We start from the raw sequence: 25632 nt of genomic DNA, 5'->3' as shown, positions 1-25632 counted from the left end.
TCTATTCTTTATATTGCTTTTTAGTTATTGCTTGATACTTTCTGTTCTTCCTCTTTCTTAAGAGTCTCTCCGAAAGACTCTTGCTCAGCGATCCAAGAATTGAAATCTTCTTCTTCTTCAACCACTATTTTCATTTGCATATTAAAGTGAGAAATACCACAAATTTTATTACATAAAAGGTAATATTCGAATTCGTAAGGATCTAGTGCTACGTCACCGTTAGCTACTAATTCTTTACTGCGCTCTTTTCTAATTTGATTTAATTCATTTACTTTTTCAACCATAAATTCTGAATTTCTCATCTCTTCTGAAGTGATGGTTGGTGTAAAACTGAATTGTGTAATCATTCCAGGAACTACGTTCATCTGAGCTCTAAAGAATGGGAAGTATGCGGAGTGCAATACATCTTGCGATCTAAACTTGAATAATACTGGTCTATCTACCGGTAAGTGTAACTCTGTAGTTACTTTATCATCTTTCGCATAGCTATCGCTTTTATCGATACCTACAATGTTAGTTCCTTCAATAAAACGAACGTTTGCTTTCCCTAAGGTATTATCGTCTCCTGAGTATCTAGCTTTCCATCCAAATTGGTATGCGTATATTTCAACTACTAATGTGTCTTCATCTTCTTCAACATTCATAATATCAGACCAAGTAAACAATCCGTAGATAATTAAACCTGCTAATACAATAACCGGGATAATTGTCCAAATGAATTCTAACTTATCGTTATCTGCATAAAATAAAGCTCGTTGACCTTTAGCTCCTTTATATTTATAAGCGAAAAAGTAAAGTAAAAATTGAGTGATTACCTGAACGGTCATAATTAAACCGATAGAGATAAACATTAAACGGTCATAATCTACACCGTGCGCAGATGCAGGTTCTGGAAGGTAAAAGTCTCCCCAAGCCCAAAAGCTATAAATCATGAATATGTAAAGGAACACTACAAAACCAAGCATTAAATAGCCTTGATTCTTATTATCATTATCATTAGCTACTTGGGTAGAATCTTCGTGTCCTGTTTTAGACAGTTTAAGTATTTTGGACATCTGCCAAAATGTAACCCCTAAGAGTGCTATAACTACTATGATTAAAAATACAGTCATTGTGATAATATCTTCTTTAATACAAATTTATTAATAATGGTAATGCTTACTTTCTTCAATATAAGGGTTTCTCTTCGCTAACAATGGTGCTTTAGTTAATGCACTAAACACTACAAAGATAAACAGACCTCCAAAGAATAATACTGCGCTAATTTCTGGTATACCTATAAACCAAGATTCTCCAACCGTTGCCGGCATAATCATATTATAGATATCGATGTAATGACCTACTAGAATAACAATCCCTGCCATTACTACGAACCAGTTTACACGTTTGTAATCACTATTCATTAACACTAGTAATGGGAAAATGAAGTTTAATACTAACATACCGAAGAATGGTAAGTTATAATCTTCTATACGTGTAATGAAATAAGTTACCTCTTCAGGAATATTTGAGTACCAGATCAACATAAATTGAGAGAACCATAAGTATGTCCAGAAAATACTAATACCAAACATAAATTTAGCTAAATCGTGAATGTGGCTATTATTTACATATTCTAAGTAACCTCTACTCTTTAAGAAAATAGTAATTAAAGCGATAGTTGTAATTGCAGATACAAATAAGCTAGCGAATACATACCACCCGAATAACGTACTATACCAGTGCGGGTCAACACTCATAATCCAATCCCAAGACATCATAGACTCTGTTACGATAAAGAAAACCAAGAATCCTGCAGAAAGTTTAAAACTTTGTTTGAACCATCTGTTATGATCTGCCTCGTCGTGCCTTCTTGAATTTCTTACTAATAAGAATCTAAAGATATTCCATCCTGCGATATAGATCACCGCTCTAATTAAAAAGAAAGGAACATTTAAATATGAAGACTTACCTTGAATTAATTCATCATGTTTTACAACTTCAGGATCCATCCAAACAAATAAATGGTTGAAGTGGAAACCAGATAAAACTAATAGTAGTAATACAATTAAACTACCCGGTAAAAGGTAAGCGGTAATTGCCTCGATAACTCGATATAAAACCGGAGACCAACCTGCTTGTGCTGCATACTGAATAGCATAAAAGGCTAAAGCACCTAATGCGATCATAAAGAAAAAGAATGCAGCGACATAAGTTGCCGCCCAAGGTTTGTTTTGTAATTGATGTAATAAATGTTCTGCGTGTGAAGATTCGTGTTCTCCTTCTGCAGCCTCGTGCCCACCGTGACCTTCTGCGTGTTCTGCTTGGACTTCATGATGACCTTCGTTAGCGTGATCTTGGATTTGAGCAGTTTCACCGTGATCACCTCCGTGATGAGCTTCTTGTTCAGCAATGATTTTTTCAACCTCTTCAATACTTGAAGGTGCAGCTAAAAAACCGTAAATCATTCCTATAGCACCAACTACGATAAAGATTATTGCTGTTAATTTTAATTTACTAGATAGCGTGTACATACTAATATATCTAATGCAGTTTAATTCTTACTATTAATTTACTTCAGTGTTTTCTTGTTCACCTTCTGTAGTTTCTTCTTCGTGAGTTTCAGCAGCGTGATTATCTTCACGATGTTCTTCCGCAGACATTTCTTCTGTAGCGTCTGTATTTTCAACAAGCGTGTTTAATTCTGCTTCTTCTTCACTAACGAATTCTCTTTTAGGATCTCCGTTTAATTGACGTTTTAAATCCATTACATAATGGTTAATCTGCCAACGTTCTTTCTCGCTAATTTGCGCAGCATAAGAACCCATCGTATTTAAACCGTAATACATTACGTGGTAAACACTACCTTCTGTAATGGCACGACCAGCATCATTATAAGCCGGAATACCTAATATTTTTTCTCTTTGTGATAAAGTACCTTTACCATCACCTTTATCACCGTGACAAATTGCACAGTAAATGGTATATAAAGCTTTCCCTTCATTTACATTATCTTCTGTATAAGGAAGAGGATTACTTAAGTTTGCTTTTGCATTTTGGTAACCATCATTAGAATCTTCATAACCGTAAGGCTTCCATCCTCTAGGAATCGTACCCTCTACCGGTAACTTTGCTTCTTGAGAGTTTTCAAAAGTTTCATAACTACCGTAAGCTTCGTAACCTACAGATTCATACATATTAGGAAAATACTGATAGTTACGATCGTCTTTATTGAAACAACCTACCGCTAATGATGCAGAGACTAACAACAATCCTATGTTAAATAAACGCTTCATAAAAGTTTATTTGTGTATTAATTTTATTTCTATTGCTCCTGTATCTCCTAGGAACTTAGACATGGTTTCAACGTCGTGGTTAGCTACATCAACTTCCATTAAGAAATGGTCATCGGTAGTTCTTACGTCTGGGTTTTCTGCTTCTTTAAAAGGCCATAATTTACTTCTCATATAAAAAGTAATTACCATTAAGTGAGCTGCAAAAAATACCGTTAACTCAAACATAATAGGCACGAAAGCCGGTAAGTTTTCAATGAAACTGAAACTTGGTTTACCACCAATGTTTTGAGGCCAGTCTTCAATCATGATAAAGTTCATCATTGTAGCTGCAACCGTTAAACCTACTAAACCATACAAGAATGAAGTTATCGCTAATCGTGTTGGCGCTAAGCCCATAGCTTTATCTAATCCGTGTACAGGAAAAGGAGTATAAACCTCTTCAATATGATAACGAGCCTCTCTGGTTTGCTTTACGGCTTGCATAAGCAAATCGTCATCGGTATATATAGCGTGTAATACTTTTGAAGACATCTTGATTAATTATTTATTTTTTCAATCAGCAATAAAGCAGATTAGTTATTATTACCAGTTTGAGTATTGTTACTCTCGATATTCATCTTTGGTTCTCCAATCACAGGATCGTAAAGTTTAGTGTCGTCACCGTGTTCAGCTCTTAACTTCTTATACTTTTCACCTGAAGATTTCAATATTGTTTTTACCTCTGCTTGCGCAATTACCGGGAAGGTTCTTGCATACAATAAGAATAATACAAAGAAGAAACCAATAGTACCTACAAATATTCCGATATCTACGAAAGTTGGAGAGAACATCGTCCAAGAAGACGGCAGGTAATCTCTGTGTAATGATGTTACGATAATCACGAAACGCTCAAACCACATACCAATATTTACCACAATCGAGATAAAGAAAGAGAACATAATACTTCTTCTTAATTTAGGGAACCACATAAACTGAGGCGAGAATACGTTACAAGTCATCATTGACCAGTAAGCCCACCAGTAAGGTCCTGTCGCTCTGTTTAAGAATGCATATTGCTCAAATTCTACTCCAGAATACCAAGCAATAACCAACTCTGTAATATAAGCCACCCCAACAATAGAACCTGTAATCATAATTACAATGTTCATTAATTCGATATGTTGAGTCGTGATATAGTTTTCTAGGTTAGAAACTTTTCTCATAATGATCAACAAGGTATTTACCATTGCGAATCCTGAGAAAATTGCCCCAGCAACGAAGTAAGGAGGGAAAATCGTGGTATGCCATCCCGGGATTACCGATGTTGCAAAGTCAAAAGATACAATCGTGTGTACAGAAAGTACAAGTGGCGTTGCTAAACCTGCGAGTACCAAAGATACTTCTTCAAAACGTTGCCAATCTTTAGCTCTACCAGACCATCCAAATGAAAGGATAGAATATATTCTTTTCTGAAATGGTTTAACAGCACGATCACGAATCATCGCGAAATCTGGAAGTAAACCTGTCCACCAGAATACTAACGAAACAGAAAGATAAGTTGAAATCGCGAATACATCCCAAAGTAATGGAGAGTTAAAGTTCACCCAAAGTGAACCAAATTGGTTCGGAATTGGTAATACCCAATAAGCTAACCAAGGTCTACCCATGTGAATTACCGGGAACAATCCTGCTTGAACAACCGAGAAAATGGTCATCGCCTCAGCAGATCTGTTAATTGCCATTCTCCATTTTTGGCGGAATAATAATAGTACCGCAGAAATTAGTGTACCTGCGTGACCGATACCTACCCACCATACAAAGTTGGTAATATCCCAGGCCCAACCAACTGTTTTGTTAAGACCCCAAGTACCAATACCGGTAGATACGGTATAAATAATACAACCTATTCCCCATAGGAAAGCCACTAAGGAAATTGAAAATACAATCCACCAAGACTTGTTTGCCTTACCTTCTACCGGCGCTGCAACATCTAATGTTACATCATGATAAGACTTATCTCCGGTAACTAAAGGCTTTCTTATAGGTGCTTCGTAATGAGACATAATGATTTATAATTGATTCTTTAATTAACTTTTATACTTCTGAAGTGTTTCTAACTTTTGTATGATAGAATACATTTGGCTTTGTACCAATATGCTCTAATAAATGATACATTCTATCACTTTGCTTTAACTCGTGTACTTCGCTCTCTTTGTCATTAATATCTCCAAACACCATTGCACCAGATTCACAAGCAGCAGAACAAGCCGTCTGGAATTCACCATCCTTGATCTCACGACCTTCACGTTTTGCATCTAGAATAGTTTTCTGTGTCATTTGAATACACATAGAACATTTTTCCATTACACCACGAGAACGCACTACTACATCAGGATTTAAGACCATTCTACCTAAGTCGTTGTTCATATGGTAATCGAATTCATCATTCTTATTATATAAGAACCAGTTGAAACGACGCACTTTATAAGGACAGTTGTTTGCACAATATCTTGTACCTACACATCTGTTATAAGCCATATGGTTTTGACCTTGACGACCGTGTGATGTTGCCGCAACAGGACAAACAGTTTCACAAGGAGCGTGATTACAGTGCTGACACATTACCGGCTGGAATACTACCTGTACATTTTCTTGCGCAGCTTCTTCTAACTCTCCAAATCCAGAAAGCGAATCCCCTAATCCGTCAAAATTCTCTTTCTTCTCATTATCTTCTGCAAAGGTATCTTCCGAAGAATAATAACGGTCAATTCTTAACCAGTGCATATCACGGCTTCGTCTTACTTCAGACTTACCAACAACAGGCACGTTATTTTCACTATGACAAGCGATCACACAAGCACCACAACCGGTACAAGCATTCAAGTCTATAGAAAGATTAAAATGGTGCCCAACAGTTCTATCAAACTCATCCCATAAATCAACTTCAGGTGAAGTTACAGGAACTTCCTCATGATTTAATGAAACTTCAGGAACACTATTCCAAACATGTTTATCTTTTGTATTGAAAATTTCAAGAGTCGTTTCTTTCACAACATCGCCTCTACCCATTAAGGTATTATGCAACTGAACACAAGCAAATTCATGTCTTCCGCCAGTCTTTTCAATACTTACTTTTTGTACGTTATTAAAATCTTGGTATAAAGGATAAGCATTTACACCGGTTTGCATTTCTTCCTGAATCGCCTCACGTTTACCATAACCTAACGCTAAACCAACAGAACCTTTTGCTTGACCCGGCTGAATAAGAACAGGAACATTTTTAACTGTCTTATCGCCAACCTTTACATTTACATAACAACCATCTAAAGCACCGTTAGCAACATTCTCGTTCCATAATTCTAAACGATCTGCATCTGCTTTCGAAACAGTTAAATAGTTATCCCAAGAAACTCGAGTAATAGGATCTGGTAATTCCTGCAACCAAGGGTTATTCGCCTGTTCTCCATTACCTAATGCTGTATTTGTATACAACATTAATTCCAAACCTTCTCCTGAATTTTGTAAAAGTCTAGAAGCTGAAGAGGAAGCACTCGGTGCTGCGGCGGCAAATTCTGTAGTTTCTACTGGCATTGAAGAGTCAAAAGAACCATCGTGCAACGCATCTTCCCAAGACTTACCACCTAGATTACCACTCCAAGTTTCTTTAATGTATTTATAATATGAAGTATCGTTACCTACCCACTTTAATAAAGCCTCCTGAAACTGTCTTGTATCAAAAAGCGGCTTAATTGTAGGCTGCATTAAACTCACATTATTCTTAGTAATTTGAATATCACCCCAACTCTCTAAATAATGAGGAGCTGCCGCAACATAATCACATAATTTTGCAGTTTCATCTTCTTTCATAGCAAAAGAAAGTTTGAAATCTACATTGTCTAACGCAGCTTTAAATTCATCTGCATTAGGTAAAGAATATACAGGATTAACTCCTGCCATTAGTAACGCCCCAACATTTCCTGAATTCATTTCAGAAAGTAAAGCCATCACTTCTTTATTATTTCCTTGGCGAGACATTTTAGGATTCTGAGTATCCATTACCTCACTACCTAAAGCTTCATTAATCGCCATTGTAAGTAATTGTGCATCTACATCTTGAAGACCACAAATCACAACCGCTTTACTACCCGCTCTTCTTAACTGCTCTTTCGCTTTAACTACAACATCATCCAATTCCGCAGAAAGTTTATTACTTGCTCCCCCTGCAACATAACCGTAAAGCGCTGCTAAAACCGCTTTTTGTTTTGATGGAGAAACCGCAATTCTCTTATCTGCATTCGCACCCGCTAAAGACATATTTGATTCAAACTGAATATGACGAGACATTTTTCCTTCTTGAGGAACTCTACCTTTCGCATAACCAGCTTCAAAACCTCCGCCTTGCCAATCTCCTAAGAAATCTGCACCAACAGAAACAATTGTTTCAGCTTTAGAAAAATCGTAATTAGGCATTGCACGGTAACCAAATTTAGCTTCAAACGCATCTAAAACTGCATTTTCTGAAACCGCATCATAAGTTACATGCTTAACATTATTATATTTTGAAGAAAATTCTTTTATTAACTTAGAAGTAGAAGGACTTGCAAATGTTTGCGTTAACAACACGATCTGCTTACCACCTACTGCATTTAATTTTTGACTAACTCCTCTATCAAACTCTTCCCAAGAAACAGCTTCACCATTCACCATTGGTCTTTTCACTCGCTGATTATCGTATAACGACAATACAGAAGCATGAACTCTTGCATTAGCATTTGAGGTAGCACTAGCCAATTTATTATTTTCAATCTTAATTGGTCGACCTTCTCTCGTCTTAACCAACACACTTGAAAAATCGAAACCGTCTGCAATTGTAGTAGCATAGTAATTAGCCACACCAGGAACGATTCTTTCCGGCTGAACTACGTAAGGAATAGATTTAGTCACAGGACCTTCACAAGCCGCAAGAGATGCAGCCGCAGTACTGAAACCAACAAACTTTAAAAAGTCTCTTCTTGACGTAGAAGAACTCTCTAAAGAGTCTTTATCACCCAAAAACTCATCTGTAGGAATTTCTTCTACAAACTCGTTCTGTTGAAGCGTCTCAACAATAGGGCTATTTTCCTTTAGCTCCTCAACACTTTTCCAGTATTTCTTGTTTGATGACATATTATTATATAGAATTAGCTTCTTATTTAATTTATTAGTAGTGACATTTTCCACATTCTAACGCACCCATTTGAGCCGCCGTTAATGTTTCAACACCATATTTTTTAGATAACTCATCGTGAATTTTCTCGTAATATTCATTACCCTCCATTTTCACGTTTGTTTCTCTGTGACAGTTAATACACCAACCCATTGTTAATGGAGAATATTGATACATCACCTCCATCTCCTCTACAGGACCGTGACATTCTTGACAAGCAACTCCAGCTACAGATACGTGCTGCGAGTGATTGAAGTAAGCAAAGTCTGGAAGGTTGTGAATTCTCACCCATTTTACAGGCTTTGTTTCACCGGTATATGATTGCGTAGCAGGATCCCAACCAGTCGCTTCATACAACTTCTGGATCTCACCATCATAAAATTCTTTTGAATATTCTTCCGTTACTGAAGAATTAGGATTAGAAGCATCTGCAACCTCACTAATTGATTTATGACAGTTCATACAAACATTTAACGAAGGAATACCAGATGTTTTACTTACTCGAGCAGAAGAGTGACAGTACTTACAATCGATCTCATTATCTCCTGCGTGAATTCTATGCGAATAATGAATTGGCTGAACCGGTTGATAACCTTGATCTACACCAACCTGCATTAAATAACCATACGCAAAATAACCTCCCGCTAAAAGCAAGAACACAGAAGTAACCAATACTAAGAATTGATTCTCAACAAAAGCTTTCCAGATCGGCTTTCTTTTTTCAGTAACCGGTAATTCAACTCCGCTTGCCGTCGCAAATCTATTCAATGTTTTATTCACTAAAACAAGAACAACGATTAACAATAACAACACAAAAGCAAGAACACCTAAAATAATATCGTTTGAAACTCCAGAACCTGAAGATTTACCTCCATCACCAGGAATCTGAGCTTGCGCTTGAGGCTCTGGTTTTGGCTGCTCTACATAAGCTAAAATATTATCAATATCCTCATTAGAAAGTTGAGGAAACGGAGTCATTGCCGTTTGATTAAATTCTTCATAAATAGCCACCGCTTCAGGATCACCTTCAGCAATCATAGCCTGACTATTTTTAATCCAACGATACAACCAATCTGTCTCGCGTCTATCGGTCACTCCATTTAACGCAGGACCAGTAGATCTCTTATATCTTTTATGACAAGAAGCACAAAGAGAATTAAACAATTCTTTTCCCGCAGCAGCATCACCACCAGTTGCCGCCACAGCAGCTTCCTGATCTCCGCCTTCCGCAGATTGTTCCTGCTCGGCTGAAGCCGCTTCTTCTTGAGCGATTAAGTTTTGTGAAAACGAAAATAAAACTACTAGTAATAGAAGTAGTATTCTTGAAATTGAATGGCGGGTATTCACCTTTTCCATATTACAGCTGAATTAACATCTTAGTTTGGTACGGTTTTTATAATGAATTAGTTAGCTTAAAAAACTCTTATTAGACCGTAAATTTCAACGACAAAAGTAATACTTAAAGATGATTTTAGGAATGTTACAGTATTGTTAATAGCTAATTTATAATATTTCTAAATAAAGAAATTTGAGATGAAGTTCACAATTAGTTCTATTTTTGTAAAAAACACTGAAAAATGAAAAATAAATTTAACATTATACCCGGCTTATTTGCAGCGACTTGCTTATTTATTTTTAGCAACTCAAAGTTAAACGCACAAACTTCCATCGAAGCCGATCCGCTAATACAAGAACTTGTTGTTTTAAAAGCAAAAATGGTCGAGAACAATACACTTAACGAACGTTATAAAATTCAGCTGTTTTATGGCTCAAATTTAAATGAAGCCAATAAAGTAAAGAAAGAGTTTGAAACGACTTATAGCGAATGGCGCTCAGACATCGTTTTTGAAACACCTAATTATAAAGTTTGGGTTGGCGACTTCAGAAATCGCTTGGAAGCAGAGCGCGCTTTCGTAAAGCTGAAAAAAGACTTTAAAAGCGCCATTATATTTAAACCTTAATAAATAACTAACATTGACGCATAAAAAAAGCGGCTTGAAATTTTCAAGCCGCTTTTTTATTTATAATTAAAAACTCTTATTTAAGTTTTTTCTTCACTTCTACTTCTTGGAACGCTTCAATTACATCGCCTTCTTTAATGTCGTTGTAATTTTTCACTTGCATACCACAATCGTAACCTTTAGAAACTTCTTTCACATCGTCTTTAAAACGCTTTAATGAAGCTAATACTCCAGTGTAAATTACCACACCTTCACGAATTAATCTAATGTTACTGTTTCTATAGATCTTCCCACTAGTTACCATACAACCTGCAATGGTTCCGATTTTAGAGATCTTAAAGGTTTCTCTAATTTCAGCATTACCGGTCACTTCTTCTTTCAACTCTGGAGAAAGCATTCCTTCCATCGCATCTTTAAGATCATTGATCGCATCGTAAATAATCGAATACGTTCTAATATCGATCTCTTCATGATCTGCTACCTGATTTGCATTTCCTGCAGGACGCACGTTAAATCCGATAATGATCGCATCTGATGCTGAAGCTAGCAACACATCACTTTCTGTAATCGCACCAACTCCTTTATGAATAATATTCACCTGAATTTCTTCTGTAGAAAGTTTTTGGAAACTATCAGTTAATGCCTCCACAGAACCATCAACATCACCTTTTAAGATAATGTTCAGCTCTTTAAAGTCACCAAGTGCAATACGTCTTCCAATTTCATCTAAGGTAATGTGACGTTGCGTTCTCACACTTTGCTCACGTTGAAGCTGCGTACGCTTAGAAGCGATATCTTTAGCTTCACGCTCGTCTTCCATCACCTGGAATTTATCTCCAGCTTGTGGCGCACCATCTAAACCTAAGATCGATACCGGTGTTGACGGACCTGCTTCTTTTACATCGTTACCACGCTCATCGTGCATCGCCTTGATCTTACCACTTGTAGTACCGGCTAATACGTAATCTCCGATCTTTAACGTACCTGCTTGTACTAAAATCGTAGAAACATAACCTCTACCTTTATCTAAGAACGCTTCTACAACCGCTCCACTAGCTAATTTATTAGGATTTGCTTTAAGCTCTAGAAGCTCTGCCTCTAGTAAGACTTTCTCTAAAAGCTCTTTAACGCCATCTCCTTTTTTAGCTGAAATATCTTGGGATTGAACTTTACCTCCCCAATCTTCTACTAAAAGATTCATCGAAGCTAACTTCTCTTTAATCTTCTCTGGATTAGCGGTCGGTAAATCTGTTTTATTAATTGCAAATACAATTGGTACTCCCGCTGCTTGCGCGTGAGAAATTGCCTCTTTTGTTTGCGGCATCACATCGTCATCTGCTGCAATTACGATTACTGCAATATCGGTTACTTGCGCACCACGTGCTCTCATCGCTGTAAAGGCCTCGTGACCTGGAGTATCTAAGAAAGCGATCTTTTCGCCATTATCTAATTCTACTCCGTAGGCTCCGATATGCTGTGTGATACCACCGCTCTCACCGGCAATTACATTCTCTTTACGAATATAATCTAGTAATGAAGTTTTACCGTGATCTACGTGACCCATTACCGTAACAATAGGCGCTCGACCAACTAAATCTTCAGGATTGTCTTGCTCAACTTCAATAGACTCTTCAATATCTGAAGTTACAAAGTCTACCTCGTAACCAAATTCTTCAGCAACAATAGATAAGGTTTCAGCATCTAAACGCTGATTCATCGTCACCATCATTCCTAAAGACATACAAGCAGAGATCACCTTAGTTACCGGCACATCCATCATCGTTGCAACTTCACTAACGGTAACGAACTCGGTTACTTTTAATGTTTTGCTTTCTTGTTCTTGTTGTGCTTGTTCTGTTTCAGACTTTTGACGATGCTGATCTCTTTTATCTCTTCTATATTTAGCACCTTTACCTTTAGAAGACTTCCCTTGAAGTTTTTCTAAAGTTTCTCTTACTTGTTTTTGTACTTCTTCTTCTGTAGGCTCTTCTTTCTTAACAGCTGCCGGTCTACGACGCTTGTTACCTTTATTGAAGTTTCCTTTTCTGTTACCTCCAGAATTAGTATTGTTATCCTTGCTTATTCTTCTACGACGCTTTTTCTTATTCGCAGCATTCGACTTATCGTCTTTCTTATCGTCTTTTTTCTTCGCCGGTTTTTTGAATTTGCTAAGGTCGATCTTTTCTCCGGTAAAGTTGGGGCCGTTTAGTTTCTGATATTTTGTCTCTAAACGATCTTCTTCTTGAGATTCCGCAGATTTTTCAGTTTCTTTTTTAGCTGAAGCATCTACAGGTTTTTTATCTGCAGATTTTGACTCTCCTGACTTTGAAGCTTCTGGCTTATCTTGAGCTTTAGCAGGCTTTTCTTCTTGCTGCTTTGGCCTTGCGTTTTCCTCTTTCTTCGCTTCAGGTCTATTAGGCTTTTTATTTTTATCTAGATCGATCTTACCTACTTGTTTAGGTCCTTCTAGTTTATTTTTAGCCTTTACAATACGCTCTTCCTCTTCCTTCTTCTTACGCTCTTCTTCTAGCTTTCGAAGTTTCTCCTGCTGCTCTTTTTCTCGAGCCATACGGAGTTCTTCTTTTTCTTTTTTGCGCTCTTCACTAACTTCTTTTGAAGCTACCTTTTTACTCTTATCTGTTTGAAATTTCTCAAACAAGACTTTGTAAACTTCATCTGAAATTTTAGTAGTAGGGCGCGCATCAATATCATAGCCTTGTGCCGATAGAAATTCTACCGCACGGTCTAAAGAAATATTGAATTCGCGCAATACCTTATTTAATCGCATTTGTTTTGCTTCAGCCATAAATTGCCTCTAAATTAACCTCTTATTCTTTAATTATTTGATTAAGTATTTTAATAAATAATTAATCTTCAAATTCTTCTTTCAGCACCTGGATCACATTTCTAATAGTTTCTTCTTCCAGGTCTGTAATTTTAACTAAATCGTCTACATCTTTTTCAAGAATACTTTTTGCGGTATCTAAACCAATTCTTGAAAACTCTTCAATTACCCAAGCATCGATCTCGTCTGCAAACTCTTTAAGTTCTACATCTTCATCTGCTTCACCATCTCTATACACGTCTATTTCGTAGCCTGTTAATTGACCGGCCAGTCTAATATTGTGACCACCGCGACCAATTGCTTTTGAAACTTCTTCCGGCTTCAACATTACTTGAGCTGTCATGTTTTCGTCGTCAATTTTTATTGACATTACTTTTGCAGGACTTAATGCTCTTGTAATTAACAGTTGATTATTGGTTGTGTAATTGATTACATCTATATTTTCGTTCCCTAATTCTCTCACGATACCGTGAATACGAGAACCCTTCATCCCGACGCAAGCTCCTACAGGATCGATTCTATCATCATAAGAATCTACTGCTACTTTTGCTTTTTCACCAGGAATCCTTACTACTCTTTTAACCGTAATTAAACCGTCAAAAACTTCTGGGATTTCTTGTTCAAATAACTTTTCTAAGAAAACCGGAGCAGTTCTAGAAAGGATGATTACGGGCTTGTTACCTTTTAACTCAACACTTTCGATGACTCCTCTAACATTTTCTCCTTTTCTAAAGAAATCTGAAGGGATTTGTCTGTCTTTTGGCATTACCAGCTCGTTCCCTTCATCATCTAACAAAATAATTGCACGATGACGAATGTGATGAACTTCTGCTGCGTAAATTTCGCCTTCCAACTCTTTAAATTGCTTATAAACATTAGTATTGTCGTGCTCGTGAATTTTAGAAATAAGGTTTTGTCTTAATGCTAAAATTGCTCTTCTTCCTAAGTCTATAAGTTTTACTTCTTCAGAAACATCTTCTCCTACTTCAAAATCTGGTTCAATTTTTCTTGCTGCGGTAAGTGAAATTTCTTGATTTTCATCTTCAACTTCACCATCGGCCACTACAACTCTATTTCTCCAAATTTCTAAATCTCCTTTATCAGGGTTTATAATTATATCAAAATTATCATCTTCTCCAAATTTCTTCTTCAGTGCATTTCTAAATACATCTTCCAAAATCGCCATTAGCGTTACACGATCTATTAATTTATCGTCTTTAAATTCTGAAAAAGAATTAATTAAATCGATATTTTCCATATCAAAATTAGGTTAAAATGTTATCATCACTTTTGCTTCTACAATATCTGCGTATTCCAACACAGCCTCCTTATTTACAGTTACTTTACCCTTACCTACAGGTTTAGGTTCTCTCGCCTTCCAACGCAATGTGATCTCCTCATCATTTGCTTCTTCAAGCTTTGCTTCAAATTGCTGCTCTTCTGTTTTCACGCTTAACTTTCTGCCTACATTCTTTTTGAATTGTCTTGGCATTGCTAAAGGAGAAGCTGCACCGGCAGAAGTTACTTCTAATGAAAAATCTTGCTCATCTCGATCGAGATTGTGCTCAATTTTTCGACTTACTTCGATGCAATCGTTAACAGAAACGCCTTTATCACCATCGATAACCACTAAAATTTGATTATCACCTTTAATTTCAAATTCAATTAAAAATAAAGATGGGTTTTCTTCTAAAGCTTCTTCTATTAATCTTCTTACTTCTTGTTCTAGCATGAAAACATTTATAAAAAGAGGGGACTTTATGTCCCCTCGAATTAATCATTAACTTCTGATTGCAAATATAGTAATAATTTTTGAGTTTAGAAATCTGATTTAAAAACTAAATTATTCGTAACTTTATACTAAGAATAATTAACTATCTAAAATTCATTTAAAATGAAAAAAATTCTTGTCCCAACCGACTTTTCTGAACAGGCTAACAACGCACTCGAAGTAGCTGCAGAAATAGCAAAAAAGTACGGAAGCGAAATTTACCTATTACACATGCTAGAGCTTCCTGTTGGCTTAGTAGACGCCGGATTAATAGAAGGAACTCACAACGATATTCCTGAAGCGCTTTACTTTATGAAGCTTGCCCATAATAGATTTGAAGAAGTTAAAGATAAAGCATTTTTAAAAGATATTCCTGTATACGAAACCGTGCTTTTTAAAGAAACTTTTGAAGGCATTAAAGAGGTAGCTCAAAAAAATGATTGCGATTTAATCGTAATGGGATCGCATGGTTCTAGCGGAATTAAAGAGGTATTTATTGGCTCTAATACAGAAAAAGTAGTTAGAAACTCAGATATTCCTGTATTAGTTATTAAAGAAAAGAAGCCAATTTTAGAGACGCAAGACTTTATTTTTGCTTGTGATTTTGTACCACACGTAAAAAACTCTTTTATTGAAGCTACCAAATTTGCCGATGCCATTGGCGCTAAAATGCACTTGGTTTATATAAATACGGCTAATAAATTTAAAACTTCTGAATACCTAGAAAAGAAGATGAAAGAATTCTTAGAAGGTGTCGAGTTTACTAATTACACTTTAAATGTTTACAATGCAGAATCTATTGAGAAAGGTATTCTAAAATTTGCCGCTCAAAAGAAAGCAGATTTAATTGGTATTAGCACACACGGAAGAAAAGGGCTTGCTCACTTCTTAAACGGTAGCGTTAGCGAAGATTTAGTGAACCATTCTAAAAAACCGGTAATTACTTTTAAAATTTCATAACCGCCTCTCGAAGGCCGGCTTCTAAACATTTCCAGAAGTAGTTCCAAAAAGATTTAGTTTTATTTCTTTTTACTGCTTCTGGATTTGCTTTTGTTTCCCCGTTAGCCTTAGAATCTTTCTTCACCACCAAGCTCACGATCGCACTTAAAAATTTATTTTTCTCGTTACTCCCTTTTTTTAAAGCATCGATCTTAAAATCTTCATACGCAATTTGAAGATCACCACTTGCCTGATCGCTATTTCCTCTAAAATTGAAATAAAGCTCGTTTACCGTTCCGTGAGTTTTCATTCCCATGGCGGGCGCAAAAAATGAATTAATTGACCCTTCAGGAATATTAAATGAGTTTCCGCTTATAGTAAAGACATCATTCTCGTCGTTGATCTTAAAATTCCAATCCACCTTAAATGGTGATTTCCCCATAAAACTTGTATTCACATTAATTTTAGTTTCCGGAAAATCTGCCCGATCTAAATTTTGATTGGTAATGGTGTAAATATTCATATTTAAATCGTCAAAAAATATTCTTCCCGGCGGTCTGCTCTTTTGAATTAGCTCTTCATATTCTAGATGCGTGTTTTTTACTTTCACACTATCGATAGCTAATTTCAACTTCATCTCCCGAAGCATTTTACTATACAAATCTTTTTCGCGCGTATCGTCTCGAACGGTTTTATCTCTATAGATCGAAAAATCTAAACTATCTAACTCAATATAACGAGCCGCAAAAAGCTTAAAATCTTCAGTAATTGAATAATCGTAATCGTTGATCTGCAATTGCTTCATCTTAAGATTCATTAAATCTTTTTCGTACGGAATCACTTCAACATACTTTTCTCTTGAAAAACGAGGTTTATATTCAATTGTATTAAATGTGATTACTGAAGGCTGAATCAACGCTTCCTTTACCATTACATCCTGAAGTTGATTTACCGTATATGCAATTTTATTAATCTGAATTTTATAATCTTTATACTGAAAAGGAATGGTTTCTTTTAGCGTTTTACTATTCAAACCTAAAGAATCTATCGCGACATCGAAATGCTGAACTTTTAAAGTTCGAAGTGAATCTTGCTGAAACCTGAACGTTCCGTTTACATTTACATTTTTCACCACAACTTCTTTATCAAAATTACTTTTAGAGTTTTGTTGGTTAGCATCTTTTTTTGAAGCTGAAGTCATCACCACTTCAACATCGTTCACCAGCAACTCGTCGACTTCAATTTTATTATTCACAAGAAACTGGTAATAACTAAAACCGTTCACTTCAATTTTATCGGTAATTAGCGATTTAGCGTTCTTATCGTATTTCGCCTGAAGCACTTCAACCTTGCCACCAAGAAGATTAACACTCACTTCTTTAAATTCAATTTCTTTAGCTAAGGTCTTTTCAATTTTATTTTTAGCAACTAATTGCGCCACAAAATAGCCGGCAATTAAAAGTAGAAAAACACTAATTATAGCAATGGTTTTTTTCACGTATCTTCTTATTTAGAAACGTAATTTATCACTAATCTTAATGCGGTATTTACCTTTTAAGAGTTTTTAACTTAAAATCTAACTTAACTTTATCAAGCTAGTTAAATTTGCGCTAAATTACTGTAAACAGTGAATTTAAACGCCTCTTCCTATTATATTTGTAAAAAGCAAATAAATCTATGTTCGCCAAGTTTTTCATTTTTATACTATTTATTGCTGCCGAAATTACTTTGGGCATTTATAGCTTGGCTATTAGTGAAAGTTTACTAGCAAGATTTCTTTTTTTCATCTTAAGCGCATTTATTGTTTGCGCATTGGTCATTAAAATTTCAAATAGATTATTACCTGACGACGACCGTAGAGAGAAAAAGGTAATGAAAAAGAAAGCCAAGAAAGCACAATAACTTACCTTCGTCTTCAAATTGCGCCAACCTAACTATGCAAATTACCTGCATTTCTGATACTCATAATTTTCATGATCGATTAAGTTTGCCTGCAAGTGGCGATCTAATCATTCATGCCGGCGATTTAACTGAAGCAGGAACCAAAAGAGAATTAGAAGATTTTTTTGAGTGGTTTTCTCAGCTGCCGTTTACCTACAAAATTTGCATTGCCGGAAATCACGATTTTTACCTAGAGCATATTTCATCATCAGAACTTGAAAAACTTATACCCGAAAATGTAATTTATTTAAATGATAGCGAGGTTACTTTAGAAGGAATTCATTTTTGGGGCTCACCCTACATTCCTTATCAAGAACCTTGGGCTTTTTCTAAACCTGCGGAAGAAATACAACAACACTGGAAAAAAATTCCCGATAACACCGATATCTTGATTACACACACTCCGCCAAAAGGAATTTTAGACGAAACCAACAAACAAATAGAAGTTGGCTGTCCTTACCTTAGAAAAACTATTGAAACAAAACAACCCAAGCTTCATATTTTTGGTCATCTTCATGAAAACTATGGTAAAGTTAAATTAAATAACACCCTATTTATTAATGCTACTTCTTTCATAAATAATTTAAGAATTAGCAATACTCCAATACAGGTAAATTTTCCCGAGTAATGTGAAAATTTAGCCAACAGTAGTTAATTATTTACTAATCAACATTTTATTAAAACATCTTTAACAGATTATGATTTAAATTTATAGTGTTATAAAAATTAATGCTATGAAAACTACTTATAATGACAACGCCATTTTACAAGAAATGAATAACCTAATTCATTTTAGCTGTACCCAATCTACACCCAAATTAGAGAAATTTCAGCAAGCCCTTATTAAAAAACATTTTGGAGCTTTAGAAGTGAATAACGATAAAGTGAAAAATGAAATTCATTTAAAATTAATGGTTAAAGAAGGGCAATACACAAGTGTCGTTGTACAATATACTAGTTATGAAGAATTTTTAAAATCTTGCCTCGAAGACGATTTAGGAAATCTAAGCTTCTATCAAAATATGCTTACGTTCTATAATGTGAACGCTGCTTAACATAACACCCCGCTAATAAAAAAGCCGAGTTGAAAATTCAACTCGGCTTTTTTATTTTATTTGAGTTATAAAGCTCTACTTTTCAAACTTATAAAGTAATTTTACTCATTTTAGTTTAACTCTATAAAACAAAAAACCCAACCTAAAAAGATTGGGTTTTCTTTGTTGGCCTACTAGGGCTCGAACCTAGACTCTTCTGGACCAAAACCAGACGTGTTGCCAGTTACACCATAGGCCAATTGCGTAATGCGGATGCAAATTTAAAACATTCTTTTAATCATGCAAACAATTTTTAAAAAAAATTTTCTCTAAAATATTTTTCATCAAGAAACGTTGATAGTACATTCGGCATTTATTATTAAATTCGCCAGTGATTTTTAAGATCTTAATAGCGCTATATGACAAATTTTGACTTTCAGAAGTGGAATAAAATTTTAGGGTGGTTCGTATTTATTGTTGCCTTAATAACTTATATGCTAACCGTAGAACCTACAGCCAGCTTTTGGGATGCAGGAGAATATATTTCTACTTCAGCTAAATTACAAGTTGGTCACCCGCCGGGAGCTCCGCTTTTCCAAATGATGGGAGCGTTTTTCTCAACTTTCGCTTCAGATGCAAATCAAATAGCGCTTATGGTAAATTTAGTATCCGGTTTTAGCAGTGCTTTTACCATTTTATTTATGTTCTGGTCAATTACCATTTTAGTAAGAAAAATTGCCGGGCACGAAGAAACCTTAACCACCGGAAGTAAAATAGCAGTTTTAGGAAGTGGTTTAGTAGGCTCTTTAGCGTTCGCTTTTACAGACAGTTTTTGGTTTAGCGCCGTAGAAGCAGAAGTTTATGCCATGGCTAGTTTCTTAATGGCCGTTTTATTTTACGTTGGCTTACTTTGGGAAAGAGATATGTTTAAGCCTAGAGGTAACCGTTGGCTCATTTTAATCGCGTTTATTATTGGGCTTTCATTTGGGGTTCACTTTATGGCACTACTTACCATACCAGCGATCGGGTTTTTATACTATTTTAAAAACACTGAAAAGATCACGATTAAAAATTTCATTTTAGCGAATGTAATTGTGGTCGCCATCTTAATGTTTATCTTCAAACTTTTACTGCCTTATAGTTTAACGTTTTTTGCAGTTGCTGAAGTTTTCTTTGTCAACTCTATCGGTTTACCGTTTAATTCGGGAACCATTATTGCAGCTTTAGCCTTAATTGCATTGTTTTATTTCGGTTTAAATTATACTCGGAAGAAAAATTACATTCACGCCAATACATTATTACTGTGTGTCCTTTTTATTTTCGTAGGTTTTTCTAGCTGGATCATGTTACCTATTCGTTCTAATGCTAACACCACTATTAACGAAAACAGTCCCGATAACGCTCGAGAATTATTAGCTTATTATAATCGTGAACAATACCCGGAAACGAAACTATTCTACGGACCACAGTTTACAGATATTTACGGAGGTTTAGATGAAAATAATCCGTATATCGATGATAAACCCAAATACGAAGAAGACGAAAAAACCGGTAAATATGTGATCGTGAACGACTGGAAAAATGCAAAACAGAATTCTAGCAGCGAGCACAAGACATTTTTACCGCGTATGTGGAGTACCGATCATATTGCCAATTATATGCAATATACCGGTGCTATCGATTTTACCATAAAGCCCGAATATCAGCAAGAAGAACAACTTATTCGAACGGTTAACGAGTTTAGAAGAGCTTACAGTCAAGGACAAATCTCTAACGAAGATTACGCAGGCTTTCTTCAGCAATTTGCTCCTTATATTAATGTAGAAAAACCTTCAACCGCATCTAATTTCAGGTATTTATTTCAATATCAAATGGGTTATATGTACTGGCGCTATTTTATGTGGAATTTTGCAGGACGCCAAGACGACATTCAAGGTCACGGTGATATGCACGGGAACTGGATTAGCGGTATCGATTTTATCGACGAAATTTTTAGAGGTTCACAAGACAATCTACCAAGCGATGTAAAAAACAATAAAGGAAGAAACACTTACTATTTCTTACCGCTGCTTTTAGGTTTGATAGGCTTTTTCTTCCACCTAAATAAAGACAACAAAAACTTTTGGGTACTTTTAGTGTTTTTCCTATTTACAGGGATTGCGCTTAAAATCTACCTCAACGAACGCCCTTTTGAACCAAGAGAACGTGATTACGCACTCGTAGGTTCGTTCTACGTTTTTGCCATGTGGATTGGCTTTGGCGTTTATGCACTTTACGATAGTCTAAAGAAGTATTTAACCCCAAAAATTTTAGCGCCGTTAGTCACGGTAGTTTGTTTAGTTGCTGTTCCCGGTATTTTAATTGCCAATAACTGGGACGATCACGACAGATCGAATAAAAGAACCGCCACCGCTATGGCTAAAATGTATCTCGACTCGGTAGATGAAGATGCTATTTTATTCACCATTGGCGACAACGATACTTTCGCGCTTTGGTATGCTCAAGAAATTGAAGGTTATCGTACCGATGTTCGTGTGATCAATACCTCACTTTTTGCAACCGATTGGTATATCGATCAAATGAAGCGAGCAGCTTATAAAAGCTCTGCAGTTAAAACAACTTTAGAACATAAAAATTACAGTTACGGTACTAACGATTATGTTCGTTATTATAAAGATCCTCGTGTAAGAGACACGATGTTAGTCGAAAATTGGATCAAGTATATAAAAAGTGACGATCCAAGCACAAAAGTAGAGATGCAGAATAATCAAATGATTAACACCTTCCCTACAAAACATGTTCGACTACCGGTAAATGCCAGCAATGCGATTGAAAGTGGCATTGTAAAAGAGAAAGACAGAAATAAAATTGTGCCTTATATCGACATTAATATTAAAAGTGAAGTGATTTATAAAAATCGTCTTTTAATGTTCGATGTGGTTTCAAACACAGAATGGAAACGTCCTATTTATTTTACCGGAGGAAGTTTTAACGACTCCGATTATCTATGGATGAAAGATTATTTACAACTAGATGGTCTTTGCTACAAACTCGTACCTATAAAAACGGAAATAGACCCTAGAACTCCTTACGATATGGGAAGAATAGATTCAGATAAAATGTACGACATTGTGATGAATTGGGATTGGGGTAACTCTGGAGATGATAATTTATACTACGACCCAGAAACTCGTAAAAACTCAATCACGTATCGAGGAAATCTAGCAAGATTAGTAGAAGAGTTATTGGTTGAAAAAGATACCGTAAGAGCTAAAAAAGTTTTAGACCTCGGTATGGAAAAAATGCCGGTTGATAAATTTGGTTACTACACCTTAGTTGAACCATTTATTCAAGGTTATTATGAAATAGGAGAAACTGAAAGAGCTCGAGAGATTTGGCAACAACTTGCTACTAAATATCATGAGAATCTAGAATATTTTAGCCAACTTCCTTTAGATGAGCAATATCGATTAGGAGATGAAATTATTACTAGTATCGAAAGGTATAGAAGCTTGGTTGATCTATTAATTATTCAGCAAGATGAAAAATTAATGCAAGCGAAAGCAGAAGAATTCAACGACTATTTAAGGAAGTTTAAGCACTTCTATGATGCCGAAGAAGGTTTTAACGAAGACGAACCACTAGAGGAAGCTATCGATGAATCTAGCCCTAATTTAGACGGTTTAGATAATGAGTTAATGCAACCTACAACTTTAGACACTACTTCACAACTAACACCATAAGTTGTGAAGTGGTTTAATAGTTTTGTCTTTCTACTTAAAAGAATTTACCCAAAAAGGATCTGGTCGGTCTCAACCAACGAAAAGGTTTTGTATTTAACCTTCGACGACGGGCCCATTCCAAAAGTTACTCCGTGGGTTTTAGAAACTTTAGATCAATATCAAGCGAAAGCTACATTTTTTTGTATAGGTGAAAATGTAGAAAAAAATCGCGATGTCTTCAACAAAGTTATTGCTGAAGGTCATCGAGTAGGCAATCATACTTACAACCATATAAACGGTTATAAAACTTCAACCGAAGCATATTTAGAAAATGTTTTAGCTTTTGAAAAACTGGGAGTTTCAACAAATCTTTTTAGACCACCTTACGGAAAGTGCAAAGCTTCACAAGCTAAACCACTTCAACAAAAAGGTTATAATATTGTGATGTGGGATGTAATTAGCGAAGATTACGATAAAAACATTTCAGAAGAACAATGTTACCAAACGGTGATCTCGCAAGCCCAAAAAGGAAGCATTGTGATATTCCATGATAGTTTAAAGGCAGAAAAAAACCTTCGATATGCACTACCAAAGGTTTTAAAATATTTTAATAAAAAAGGTTTTAACTTTAAATCTATTCCTGAAAATATTGCTGAATTAAATTCATAATTTCATCAGATTTTAGATCGCTACTGTTTCTCCAAACCATTTCTTCATTTTTATATAATACATAAGTTGGAAAATTCGTGATTCGTAAAGCAGCTGTAAGTTCCCTATTTTTTTCAATATCAATTTTAATGACTTTTGCTTTGTCTTTTAGGGCTTCAGCAATATTATTTAACTCCGCTTGTAAGGCTAATCGGTTATTTTCAGAATAAAAACTAAAAAAAACATATTCTGATGAGCTAATTAAGTGACCAAATTTCGACATAAAGTTATTTTATTTAAATCTCAATTTAAGTAAGCATAACTCAAGCAGCAAAACTTTTAGATTAAATTAATAAAATTAATCTAAAGTTAAACTTACCGAATAGACCCGAATACTATTTCTTGCACCACTTCCCGAATTAGAAATAAACTGTCCATAAATTCTTACATAATCTCCCGGGTCTAAATCTACAGTACCAGATAAAGGTATTGCCCTTACATCATTAGCATCATCTAATTGCTCATAAACCTCTGTTCCTAGAGGCACCCCAAGTGGATTACCAGAGCTATCAAATTTTCTAATATAAAATGCATGGATCGTTGAATTTCCATTTGACTCAGTAGATTCGTAAGAAAAAGCACCCCTTACACTAAATGTTCTAGACTCCTTGCCTTTATATTGTATTAGATTTTCGTCAATACAATTAGCCGTTACACTCATCCTAAATAAATTATTAACCTCTGTCGTCCCTTCAATTGGACTAGGACTTGAGATACTAAAAGTAGGGTTAACACCATTTTGCGCTCCATTTCGGATAATATGTATAGTTCCCGATGCATTATCATCAGACTCTCTTGGTATCCCTACACAGTCAACCTCCCAATCGTTTGTAAAATTGTAATCATCATAAGTACCCGTTCCTGTATATGGGTTTACATACTCACCGTCACCGATAAAAACCACCCCTTTTAGCGTTCCATTCGCCACCACTGGATTAGAACTAACATCGAAACCAATTTCTCCTGATGCTACATTGGTAAATCCACTTACTTTTTGAATAAACCCAAAAGACCCTGTAAATGTTTCATAACTTCCGGAGTTACTCGGTTGCCAACCCATATTATTTAAGAGAAGATTTCCAATGTTATTATATGTAATTCCATCCGAATTACCAATAAACTGCATCACATTAAAAAACACTAAACCGTAACCAGATACTGTTCCTACAGAACTAAAACCATTCACCACAACACTTTGAGCAATAAGGCTATTTGTAGTTGATGCCGAAAGGTTAAATAGTGAACCTGAAGAACCATTAAAAGTAATATTTCTGAAACTTGCATTTTGGTTACCAGTAAACAATGCTCCAGAACCGGTATAATTTATAATATCTTCATTCGTATCTTTTCCGATTAAATAAGCACCATTTACATTTATCGAATTTGAAGTTGAAATTGTACCATTTACCTCATACAAAGTATTTTCATCTAGCGTAATTGTACCACCACTAGCAGTAGGAAAGTCGTCTTCGCTTTTTACGATTACATAATTATCCCTAGATTCTGTTTCGGTAAGTAACAGCGTCCAATCTGGTGATGCCGGCGTACCATCGTTAAAGTAATATCCGTTTAAATCGGTATCGAAAACCAACAAAGCATTGGCCGGATCTGTAATTGCATCTCTTTCTGCTGTAGTCATTCGAGGTATTAAAAGTCCAGCCTCTGTACTTTGTATGTCTAATGCTGAAGAAGCATCTGGCGCTGTCGTATTAACACCTACTTGAGCATATAGATTTGGCAGGAAAAAAACGAACAATAAAAAAAGAAAAGCGGGGAATATTTTATTAATCATAATTACTCTTTTGTTACAAATTTATTGAAAAATACGATTAAAGTTAAAAAAAACAGTTAAAAAGAATCTGCGCTAAAAAATAAATAAAAAATATTCACTTTATACTTCAATATTTACATTTTACCATACAAGTAAACTACGAAGTTCTTATAGAAATCATATTAAATGTTTCATTAAACCTAAAGATTAATTATTTACCATTCCAAAAAAATTAGAATAATTGTAGCTTTTCTCACTAAGATTTTGGATAAAAAAGCTACCTCTTAAATTTTGAGGTAGCTTAGAAAAATTACATTCAAAATAAAAAAGTGGGGTAAATTTAATTTTAATGTAATTAAAATTGATTATCCGTTATTTGTAATAATTAATTTCTGCGTCATTCTGAATTTATTTCAGAATCTCATATAATGCTAAAAATCAAAGCTTATCAGATGAGACCCTGAATCAAGTTCAGGGTGA

Annotated in this window: 20 protein-coding genes and 1 tRNA gene; 7 read left to right on the top strand and 14 right to left on the bottom strand. The window is 35.4% G+C overall.

Going from position 1 to position 25632, the window contains the following annotated elements; genetic code table 11:
- Positions 1 to 20: 20 nt before the first annotated feature.
- Genes G551_RS15900 through G551_RS0112505 form a run of 7 tightly spaced genes read right to left on the bottom strand, consistent with a single transcriptional unit; the run spans position 21 to position 9816 of the window.
- Positions 21 to 1112, bottom strand: coding sequence for a cytochrome c oxidase subunit II (locus G551_RS15900; RefSeq protein ID WP_036243931.1), 1092 nt, complete (start codon positions 1110 to 1112; stop codon positions 21 to 23).
- Positions 1113 to 1142: 30 nt separating this feature from the next.
- Complete coding sequence (locus tag G551_RS0112530; RefSeq protein ID WP_027885876.1) at positions 1143 to 2513, bottom strand: cation-translocating P-type ATPase; 1371 nt, start codon at positions 2511 to 2513, stop codon at positions 1143 to 1145.
- Between the two features lie 33 nt (positions 2514 to 2546).
- The gene (locus tag G551_RS0112525) at positions 2547 to 3275 is read right to left on the bottom strand and encodes a c-type cytochrome (protein ID WP_027885875.1); all 729 of its coding nucleotides are present in this window, start codon (positions 3273 to 3275) and stop codon (positions 2547 to 2549) included.
- Between the two features lie 6 nt (positions 3276 to 3281).
- Positions 3282 to 3806 (bottom strand): DUF3341 domain-containing protein, encoded by a 525-nt coding sequence (locus G551_RS0112520; protein ID WP_027885874.1) that lies wholly within the window; start codon positions 3804 to 3806, stop codon positions 3282 to 3284.
- 41 nt (positions 3807 to 3847) lie between these two features.
- Entirely contained in the window at positions 3848 to 5317 is a 1470-nt protein-coding gene (nrfD, locus tag G551_RS15895; protein ID WP_036243928.1) for an NrfD/PsrC family molybdoenzyme membrane anchor subunit, read from the bottom strand.
- 31 nt (positions 5318 to 5348) lie between these two features.
- Positions 5349 to 8420, bottom strand: a complete 3072-nt coding sequence (locus tag G551_RS0112510) for a TAT-variant-translocated molybdopterin oxidoreductase (RefSeq protein WP_027885873.1) — start codon at positions 8418 to 8420, stop codon at positions 5349 to 5351.
- Positions 8421 to 8454: 34 nt separating this feature from the next.
- The gene (locus G551_RS0112505) at positions 8455 to 9816 is read right to left on the bottom strand and encodes a c-type cytochrome (protein ID WP_027885872.1); all 1362 of its coding nucleotides are present in this window, start codon (positions 9814 to 9816) and stop codon (positions 8455 to 8457) included.
- A 221-nt stretch (positions 9817 to 10037) separates the two neighbouring features.
- Between G551_RS0112505 and G551_RS0112500 the strand changes: the two genes are divergently transcribed.
- Positions 10038 to 10421: an SPOR domain-containing protein gene (locus G551_RS0112500; protein ID WP_027885871.1), complete on the top strand. Its 384-nt coding sequence runs from the start codon at positions 10038 to 10040 to the stop codon at positions 10419 to 10421.
- A gap of 76 nt (positions 10422 to 10497) precedes the next feature.
- Here the strand turns inward: G551_RS0112500 and infB are convergent, their stop codons facing one another.
- From infB to rimP, 3 genes are all read right to left on the bottom strand, one after another.
- Positions 10498 to 13227, bottom strand: a complete 2730-nt coding sequence (infB, locus tag G551_RS0112495; RefSeq protein WP_027885870.1) for a translation initiation factor IF-2 — start codon at positions 13225 to 13227, stop codon at positions 10498 to 10500.
- Between the two features lie 61 nt (positions 13228 to 13288).
- Positions 13289 to 14524 (bottom strand): transcription termination factor NusA, encoded by a 1236-nt coding sequence (gene nusA / locus G551_RS0112490; RefSeq protein WP_027885869.1) that lies wholly within the window; start codon positions 14522 to 14524, stop codon positions 13289 to 13291.
- A gap of 12 nt (positions 14525 to 14536) precedes the next feature.
- Positions 14537 to 14998: a ribosome assembly cofactor RimP gene (gene rimP / locus G551_RS0112485; protein WP_027885868.1), complete on the bottom strand. Its 462-nt coding sequence runs from the start codon at positions 14996 to 14998 to the stop codon at positions 14537 to 14539.
- A 162-nt stretch (positions 14999 to 15160) separates the two neighbouring features.
- On the opposite strand from rimP, the gene G551_RS0112480 reads away from it, so the two are divergent.
- On the top strand, positions 15161 to 15997 hold the full coding sequence (locus tag G551_RS0112480) for a universal stress protein (protein ID WP_027885867.1): 837 nt from the start codon (positions 15161 to 15163) through the stop codon (positions 15995 to 15997).
- Here the strand turns inward: G551_RS0112480 and G551_RS0112475 are convergent.
- A complete protein-coding gene (locus G551_RS0112475; RefSeq protein ID WP_027885866.1) occupies positions 15984 to 17474 on the bottom strand; it encodes a hypothetical protein in 1491 nt (496 codons plus the stop codon). The two genes, G551_RS0112480 and G551_RS0112475, sit on opposite strands and share 14 nt — an antisense overlap.
- 179 nt (positions 17475 to 17653) lie before the next feature.
- On the opposite strand from G551_RS0112475, the gene G551_RS0112470 reads away from it, so the two are divergent.
- The 3 genes from G551_RS0112470 to G551_RS0112460 all read left to right on the top strand — a co-directional run bounded on the left by G551_RS0112470 (position 17654) and on the right by G551_RS0112460 (position 18972).
- The gene (locus G551_RS0112470; RefSeq protein ID WP_027885865.1) at positions 17654 to 17878 is read left to right on the top strand and encodes a hypothetical protein; all 225 of its coding nucleotides are present in this window, start codon (positions 17654 to 17656) and stop codon (positions 17876 to 17878) included.
- Between the two features lie 34 nt (positions 17879 to 17912).
- Positions 17913 to 18545 (top strand): metallophosphoesterase family protein, encoded by a 633-nt coding sequence (locus G551_RS0112465; protein WP_027885864.1) that lies wholly within the window; start codon positions 17913 to 17915, stop codon positions 18543 to 18545.
- A 106-nt stretch (positions 18546 to 18651) separates the two neighbouring features.
- Entirely contained in the window at positions 18652 to 18972 is a 321-nt protein-coding gene (locus tag G551_RS0112460) for a hypothetical protein (protein ID WP_027885863.1), read from the top strand.
- Between the two features lie 165 nt (positions 18973 to 19137).
- On the opposite strand, the gene G551_RS0112455 is transcribed toward G551_RS0112460, so the two are convergent.
- Positions 19138 to 19210, bottom strand: a tRNA-Gln gene (locus G551_RS0112455).
- 160 nt (positions 19211 to 19370) lie between these two features.
- Between G551_RS0112455 and G551_RS0112450 the strand changes: the two genes are divergently transcribed.
- Together G551_RS0112450 and G551_RS0112445 are read left to right on the top strand one after the other, a co-directional pair.
- Positions 19371 to 22694, top strand: a complete 3324-nt coding sequence (locus G551_RS0112450) for a glycosyltransferase family 117 protein (RefSeq protein ID WP_027885862.1) — start codon at positions 19371 to 19373, stop codon at positions 22692 to 22694.
- Positions 22695 to 22697: 3 nt separating this feature from the next.
- Positions 22698 to 23342, top strand: coding sequence for a polysaccharide deacetylase family protein (locus G551_RS0112445; RefSeq protein ID WP_027885861.1), 645 nt, complete (start codon positions 22698 to 22700; stop codon positions 23340 to 23342).
- Here G551_RS0112445 and G551_RS0112440 read toward each other — a convergent pair.
- Positions 23308 to 23604, bottom strand: a complete 297-nt coding sequence (locus G551_RS0112440) for a thioredoxin family protein (RefSeq protein WP_027885860.1) — start codon at positions 23602 to 23604, stop codon at positions 23308 to 23310. The genes G551_RS0112445 and G551_RS0112440 overlap by 35 nt on opposite strands.
- A gap of 75 nt (positions 23605 to 23679) precedes the next feature.
- Positions 23680 to 25173: a hypothetical protein gene (locus G551_RS0112435; RefSeq protein ID WP_036243925.1), complete on the bottom strand. Its 1494-nt coding sequence runs from the start codon at positions 25171 to 25173 to the stop codon at positions 23680 to 23682.
- Between the last annotated feature and the right edge of the window lie 459 nt (positions 25174 to 25632).

Source organism: Mesonia mobilis DSM 19841, from assembly GCF_000423405.1.
GTDB classification, from domain to species: domain Bacteria; phylum Bacteroidota; class Bacteroidia; order Flavobacteriales; family Flavobacteriaceae; genus Mesonia; species Mesonia mobilis.
The sequence above is the reverse complement of the archived record's forward strand: the minus strand, read 5'-3'. Positions and strand labels throughout refer to the sequence as shown.